Genomic DNA, 6,091 nt, shown 5'->3' with positions numbered 1-6,091 from the left:
CCACTTTTATTTTGCAATAAACAAGCTGCGCAGCTACAAAAGTTTTTAATAAAGATTTTGTAGAAAGCTTATATTTCCCGTAATCAATCAGGGGACATTCAAAATCTTCTGTTGGAAGAAGGGATAAGCATTGACAAATAAGCATTTCACGACCTATACTTTTATTACTCATTGGAAAAACTCCTTTGTAGAAGACTTGTTTGTTTAGGGAACAAAACAAGGTCAACAACTTCTACAATAGGAGTTTTTTTATGCTTAGTAAATCCTTTTTATTACATTTTTGTGATTTTTTTCAACAGATGCAAGGCCAGTGGGAGAAACACCGGGACGGCTCTCATGTTTCATTTGTCCAACCCTCAATTATTATTTCATTGAGGTAGTCATTGAAAGAACGTATCGTATGGATGTCCATAAGGAAAAAAGTTAGAACGTTTTCGACTAAAACTGCATTTCTATTACTGTGACAGAGGGAAAAGATATCATGCTGGGACGTGGTGCTGTCCCCTTGGTCCTCCGATCATGACTATAGTTATACACGAGACAATTGGAGCAGATGATTTCGATCTCATAGTATTTTTAATTCGAGCTGGAAGTTAACAAGCTAAATACGATGGGGAGCAGTATAAAACCCCTGGAAATTTTTATAAAAAATAGTAATATAGTGCTATGATAATAAGTACATAATCATTAAGGGGGTTGAACGATGAGAAAATGTATGGGTGCTATCATTTTAGCACTATTTGCTCTCACGTCTTGTTCTGAAGATACAGGAAAGAGCGTAGATGAACATAAGAAAAAAGAGCAAAATGAAACAAATGAAGCAACTGTTAAAAAAGAAGCATCAGAGGTTAAAGGTGAAGAGGGTAAAGAAGAAACTTCAAAAGAAGAAGTTGCAAAAGAAGAGGAGTACACTTTTAAAGAGTTTGTTAAGTTAAGTGAACAACAGCAGCGAGAAACCATTATACCCCTGGTGAATAAATTGGGCTATAAGGATGAATTAGGCTTAAAACTGTTGACCTTTATTAATGAGGAAGATTCGGATCTTGCTAAATACTATAAAACCATAAATGAATATGTAACTTATTATATTGAAAACTCCAGTATGCCGTCTCTTCAATTAGAAACGACAATAGCAGATAAAGGTTACCAGTTGCCAGAAGGTGTTAATCTGACAGAAGAAATCATAAACAAGAGAATTGCCGCAGTAAAAGGAAAGCCCTTATTTGAGATTACAGAGAGTGATCAGCTGACCATCTTGGGGATTGGAATTGGTGATTCCTATGAGGGAGTTGCTGCAAAGTTAGGTGAGCCAGACCATGTAAATAGAATTAAGCAAAGTGGTGTAACACACAATGAATACCATTTTCATATACCAGGAAATACACTGGCAGAAGGGTTGAATCGATATCAATTTATCTTACGATATGAAGATAATGGAGAAACGCCAGATGCGATCAGTAAGATCAAATTGATTGTAGATAATAACGACGATATTAAACCATCGGTAGAATTACAAAGTGAGTTTACAGCCAGGTTTTCAGGCGAAACGTATATTCATAGTCCTGTAGACTTTGCGTTTACCAATTATGGTGACAATTTTACGATTAATTTCTTGCATTATACGGGCATTTATCAAGTGCTTGAATTCCTTTCGAAGGGGAATGATTTTGACTTAACTGCAAGTGTATGGGGCCATGATGAGATGCAGGTATTCGAAAGAAATAAGGGAAATATCTTTAAAGAAATTGAGTTAGAAAATGTTGAAAAAGTTCTGAGAAATGAAGAACCTGAAAATTAATAAAATAGGGAATGGGAACAAAGCGTTTGTCCTCATCCCTTATAAAAAACAAGGCAGCTATACAGGAATAGCTGCCTTGTTTGCGTTTTATTAATAATCCTCAGAATCAATCAAAGTAATTTCAGCACTATCCGGATTCAGCATCCAAGTATTAAGAGTCCAAACCCCTTCAGCATTGTTATAGTCTTTTGTCTGGTAAGTAAGCTTGTCAACCGTTGATGGACGTGTTGTATAGCCGATAGCGGCCCAGCCGGAACGCTTGACTCTGAAGAGCTGGCCGTTATGGACATAATAAAGATCAGCTGATTCAAAGTTTGAGCTTTCTGTATTGGCAATCGCTAAGAGGTCAGGCTGGCCTATATAATAAGTAGGAACTTGGTAAATCATCTTTCTTGATGCGTTATACACATAGTCTTTTATTTGAATTCCGGTATCAGCGATTACAGGCGAATTTTGTTTCTGTAAGTAGAGTTTGTAATTTCCTTTATAGAGTACATCTCCTTCTGAGATCCCAGCCCATACACTGTTCCAGGTTGCTGAGGAAGAAAAAGAACCGTAAGCTTTTTGCTCGTTGGATCCGACAGCATACACCTTATAGGAAATCCCCTTTGAGTCCTTAAGTGTGAAGGTTGCTCTGCTCTTATTGGCGATGGTGCATACCTGAATCTGTTTTACCTGCTCCAGTTTTGTTTTGGACGGAGTCTGGTAAGTGACGCGGCTGTCGCGTTCAACAAAGTAACCTCCCCCCACACTTAATAAACCTGGCTTAAACGCATAAATCCGGTAAAATTCCCCCGCTTTTAAAGTGCGGGAAAGTGTCTTTTTTTCACCATTAAGCTTAAATAAAGCTGTATCCTTTTTAATGGTTAAGCGGCCGATTTGGCCAGGCTTTAATTCAATGCCATCCCACCAGACCTTACTTCCGCTTTTGTAGTTTTGGCAGTTGTCTGCAGCGCTTGCAGAAGAAAAAAGGTTTATTAATACGATAAATGAAACGAATATTGCTCCTATTTTTTTCAATGTCTCTGTCTCCTCCTTATTGTGCAGTGAATCATAAAAACTAAGTAAATTTTACCATAAATACTCTGGACAATAGTAGTTTATCATGTATTTTATTACCAAAAGATAAATCTCAAGATTGGTAAGGAGAGCTGATAATGAATACAAGATTTCATAAGAATCAACCAATCCCAGATTATAATGATCCGCCCCCTGCAGGCAAAAAATACGTAATGGCCAAATTCTATTTCAAATTGATTAATGCTGATAAAGAACCATTTAATGTAAACTATCATGATTTTGAAGCGGTCAGTAAAAAAGGAGTTGCGTATAGCAACAAGTCCGTTGTTATACCTGATTCGGAACTTTGGACAGATCTTTATAAAGGCGGATCCTTTGCAGGGTGGACTGTATTTTTAGTCGATCAAAACGATGAACCTAAGATTGTATGGAATCGTAAAGCGACTGATGAAATTTGGTTTAAGATGAAATAAGCAAAAGCCCTTCTCATAAAGAGAGGGGCTTTAACTATGTTTCTAAGTACATCTTAATAATGGTATTTTTACAGAAAAACGATTTATTAAAAATAATACTATCCATTCAATACAGAGGATAAAGAAGCAGGTGCAGAAAAAGAGAATAATATGGGAAAAAAGGATAAATACATTGAAAACCTTAATGAAATTGAAAAAGCAGCAGCTGAAATACGTAATACCGATGATGATTCGACATTAGGGATGACAAAATCAGAGGAAGAAATATTAAAAAAGTGGGATCAAGCTTTAAATGAAATCTATCAAGTACTGGAAAAGCAGCTTCCTAAAAATCCAATAGTTCTTCTGCAGAAATATCATAAAGTGCAGCTAACTTTTCCATTCTTACTGCACTAGGAAAATATCGGTCATTCTCCCAGGCGGAGATCATATACACACTTACCCCTATTATTTTCGCTGCTTCTTTTTGAGTTAAGTTACGGGCTAATCGTTTCATTCTTAGTTTGTGACCGATAGCTGGATACATATGAAAACCTCTAATAAAAAATTGTTATAGGTATATTTTACTATAGACAGACGACTGGTGTAGTTCCATTCTCACTTCGTAAGGAGAGTTCTAACTAGAATAAATGGTGTATATCAGTTTGTTGCTTTCAGTATTATAACTTTAGGAATATTCAAGAAGGAGGTTAAGAAGTCATATATATCACTGGGCCTTAACTTAATCCTCAAATGACAAACATAAATTTGGGCAATACAATGGTCAGCCATCCCCCTGTGAACTTCATGAATATAACTTAAAATTTATGTAATATTCTTCTCTATACCGGTGTATATCATATTGTATTGAAAGAATTAAATGTAAGAGATACTTTCGCTGGATGTGAAGGGAGCAAGTGGGTATCAGTTGTTACACATGGTTATAAGTCAGGCTGGGCACTATTGGAAAACTTTGAAGTGCCGTCACCCGAGGCGGGAAGAAAAGCCTTAATTACAGAATAGGTTGATATCAGGAGAGGGGCACATTGGGGTTATGAACCAGTCGCATCTCTGCAAAAAGGTATGGTTGTCACTAAGGCAGATACATTCATGACCTTTTCAGGCCAGCTATGGCATAAAGTGGATACGGGCAGGAAACAAGGCTGGCTAGAAAGCCAATATTTCCAGAATTATATGGACTATTATGGAAAAGGGCTGCTGAAACAGAGAGCTTCCGTAATGTGATATTTTTAAGGATAAGGACAGCAAACTGATATAAAGCGCTTTTTGTAATAGAAGCAATTAAATAGATTAATAGTCCTATATTACCAATTTAATGGAAACGCATATAGAGATGGACCAAAATTTGTTATAATTTACATAGTTTTCATCGAGAAAGGAGAAGTAGAACTTGCTAAAAAAAATATTGCCTATATTTCTGGTATCCCTGTTAGCATTCAGCTCATTCAATGTAGTAAAAAGCGAAGCAGCATCAGCACCTATTGGAGTGAAGTGGGGGAATTCCATTCTAATTCCTGGCCAGATTGGAAAGGTAACAATTCTCCAGGATACAAACTTATACCAGCTAAATTCCAATGGAGAGCTTACAGTATCCCGTAAGCTATTAAAAGGGAATGAGTACCGGGTGTATTCTTATCTCAGCAGTCACGGCGGTCTTTATGGTGTAGGAGGAGGAATGTATGTTAAAAAGTCTCCTGCACAGGTAAAATATGAAACTCCTTCATCCACAAAGAAACGGCAAATTCAAAGAATCCTGTTTTTTGACCAGCGATTATTGACCCTTGCTGAGCAGGGAATACTTAAGGGGCAGCCTATTGCTGCGGACGGCACACATGATATTAAGGAAGTCTATGAGCATTTTAAGAAGATCGGAAACACAGTCCCTAAGCTGGAGAGCACCCATACTGGAAGCCTTGCTCATACTTTTAAGATGTATACGTATTATACCTATTACCCTTATGACAACAATGTACAGGTAATCGACTGGAACGATGATCATTTTGTTCCTATTAATCCTTATGTTATTCAGGAACTTCTTGGGAACCCGGAATCGGAAGGTAAGAGTGAAATAAATGGAAAGTGGATTATGAGATACAAAGCAGGAACTTATAATTTGTATGTGGGCTTTAGAGGCGATAATGGTTCACAGCTTGATTACCTTCGATTAAAGAAAAATTAAACCAAATAGCAGGCTGCAGCACAAAGCATATACATAAAAAGCCGTTGCTGCTACTGCAAAAGATAAGGCAAGGATACAAAATCGGCATTAAACTCACCTGATCTATCAATGCAGGGTGGGTTTCTTTTTTTGATTTAATCCCTAAGGACGGGGCTAAGGTAAAATTATGAATAAATGAACTATTGATAACGATTAATAAAATAAAGAATCCGAAAAGGGGAGCACAATTGAAGCATTACTTAATTTTTTTTTCCCTGCTAGTAGCTCTTTCTGGCTGCACTCAAAAAAGTGAAGAGGGAATACGAAGTGAAATATACAAAGCAGGGACAAGCTATTTGGAATCCATGCAGAAAAGCGTAGAAGAACTGGATCAAAATCCATCAAAGGATGTTCTATCGAATTCAGATCTCTTTCAGGATGTATGTACAAAAAAATTTGATTACAGTAAGCTTTCAAACAAAGAAACAAAGTTTATTGATAGAGTCGGAGATTTAAGAATAGCTTACGAACACGTGGCAGATAGCCGCAATCCTAAATATAAAGGCAGTTTCAATGAAGAATCAGCAGTAAGCGAATTTAATAGTTTATCACAAAAATTTATAAATAATTATAAAGTAGATC

The 6,091-nt window shown here is 36.7% G+C and carries 7 protein-coding genes; 5 read left to right on the top strand and 2 right to left on the bottom strand.

The features are described 5' to 3' along the window. Positions 1 to 703 precede the first annotated feature (703 nt). Positions 704 to 1,798 (top strand): hypothetical protein, encoded by a 1,095-nt coding sequence (locus tag BFI01S_RS20675; protein ID WP_061794273.1) that lies wholly within the window; start codon positions 704 to 706, stop codon positions 1,796 to 1,798. Positions 1,799 to 1,888: 90 nt separating this feature from the next. On the opposite strand, the gene BFI01S_RS20670 is transcribed toward BFI01S_RS20675, so the two are convergent. Further along, positions 1,889 to 2,818: a hypothetical protein gene (locus tag BFI01S_RS20670; RefSeq protein WP_061794272.1), complete on the bottom strand. Its 930-nt coding sequence runs from the start codon at positions 2,816 to 2,818 to the stop codon at positions 1,889 to 1,891. Between the two features lie 137 nt (positions 2,819 to 2,955). On the opposite strand from BFI01S_RS20670, the gene BFI01S_RS20665 reads away from it, so the two are divergent. Next, the gene (locus BFI01S_RS20665; RefSeq protein ID WP_174521691.1) at positions 2,956 to 3,291 is read left to right on the top strand and encodes a DUF4352 domain-containing protein; all 336 of its coding nucleotides are present in this window, start codon (positions 2,956 to 2,958) and stop codon (positions 3,289 to 3,291) included. A gap of 150 nt (positions 3,292 to 3,441) precedes the next feature. Continuing rightward, positions 3,442 to 3,687, top strand: a complete 246-nt coding sequence (locus BFI01S_RS23585) for a lysozyme inhibitor LprI family protein (protein ID WP_061794271.1) — start codon at positions 3,442 to 3,444, stop codon at positions 3,685 to 3,687. Here the strand turns inward: BFI01S_RS23585 and BFI01S_RS24640 are convergent. Then, positions 3,617 to 3,787, bottom strand: a complete 171-nt coding sequence (locus tag BFI01S_RS24640; protein WP_369691501.1) for a helix-turn-helix transcriptional regulator — start codon at positions 3,785 to 3,787, stop codon at positions 3,617 to 3,619. The genes BFI01S_RS23585 and BFI01S_RS24640 overlap by 71 nt on opposite strands. 894 nt (positions 3,788 to 4,681) lie before the next feature. On the opposite strand from BFI01S_RS24640, the gene BFI01S_RS20655 reads away from it, so the two are divergent. Further along, entirely contained in the window at positions 4,682 to 5,470 is a 789-nt protein-coding gene (locus BFI01S_RS20655; RefSeq protein WP_061794270.1) for a hypothetical protein, read from the top strand. 227 nt (positions 5,471 to 5,697) lie between these two features. Further along, on the top strand, positions 5,698 to 6,091 hold a 394-nt coding region (locus tag BFI01S_RS20650; protein WP_156478360.1), incomplete at its 3' end, for a putative periplasmic lipoprotein.

Source organism: Cytobacillus firmus NBRC 15306, assembly GCF_001591465.1.
In the GTDB taxonomy this organism is placed as follows: domain Bacteria; phylum Bacillota; class Bacilli; order Bacillales; family Cytobacillaceae; genus Cytobacillus; species Cytobacillus firmus.
Note: the sequence above shows the minus strand (reverse complement) of the source record. Positions and strands in the feature narration are given on the sequence as shown.

Coding starts and splice junctions, on each gene's coding strand:
- BFI01S_RS20675 (WP_061794273.1), top strand. CDS start 704: ATGAGAAAATGTATGGGTGCTATCATTTTAGCACTATTTGCTCTCACG.
- BFI01S_RS20665 (WP_174521691.1), top strand. CDS start 2,956: ATGAATACAAGATTTCATAAGAATCAACCAATCCCAGATTATAATGAT.
- BFI01S_RS23585 (WP_061794271.1), top strand. CDS start 3,442: ATGGGAAAAAAGGATAAATACATTGAAAACCTTAATGAAATTGAAAAA.
- BFI01S_RS24640 (WP_369691501.1), bottom strand. CDS start 3,787: ATGAAACGATTAGCCCGTAACTTAACTCAAAAAGAAGCAGCGAAAATA.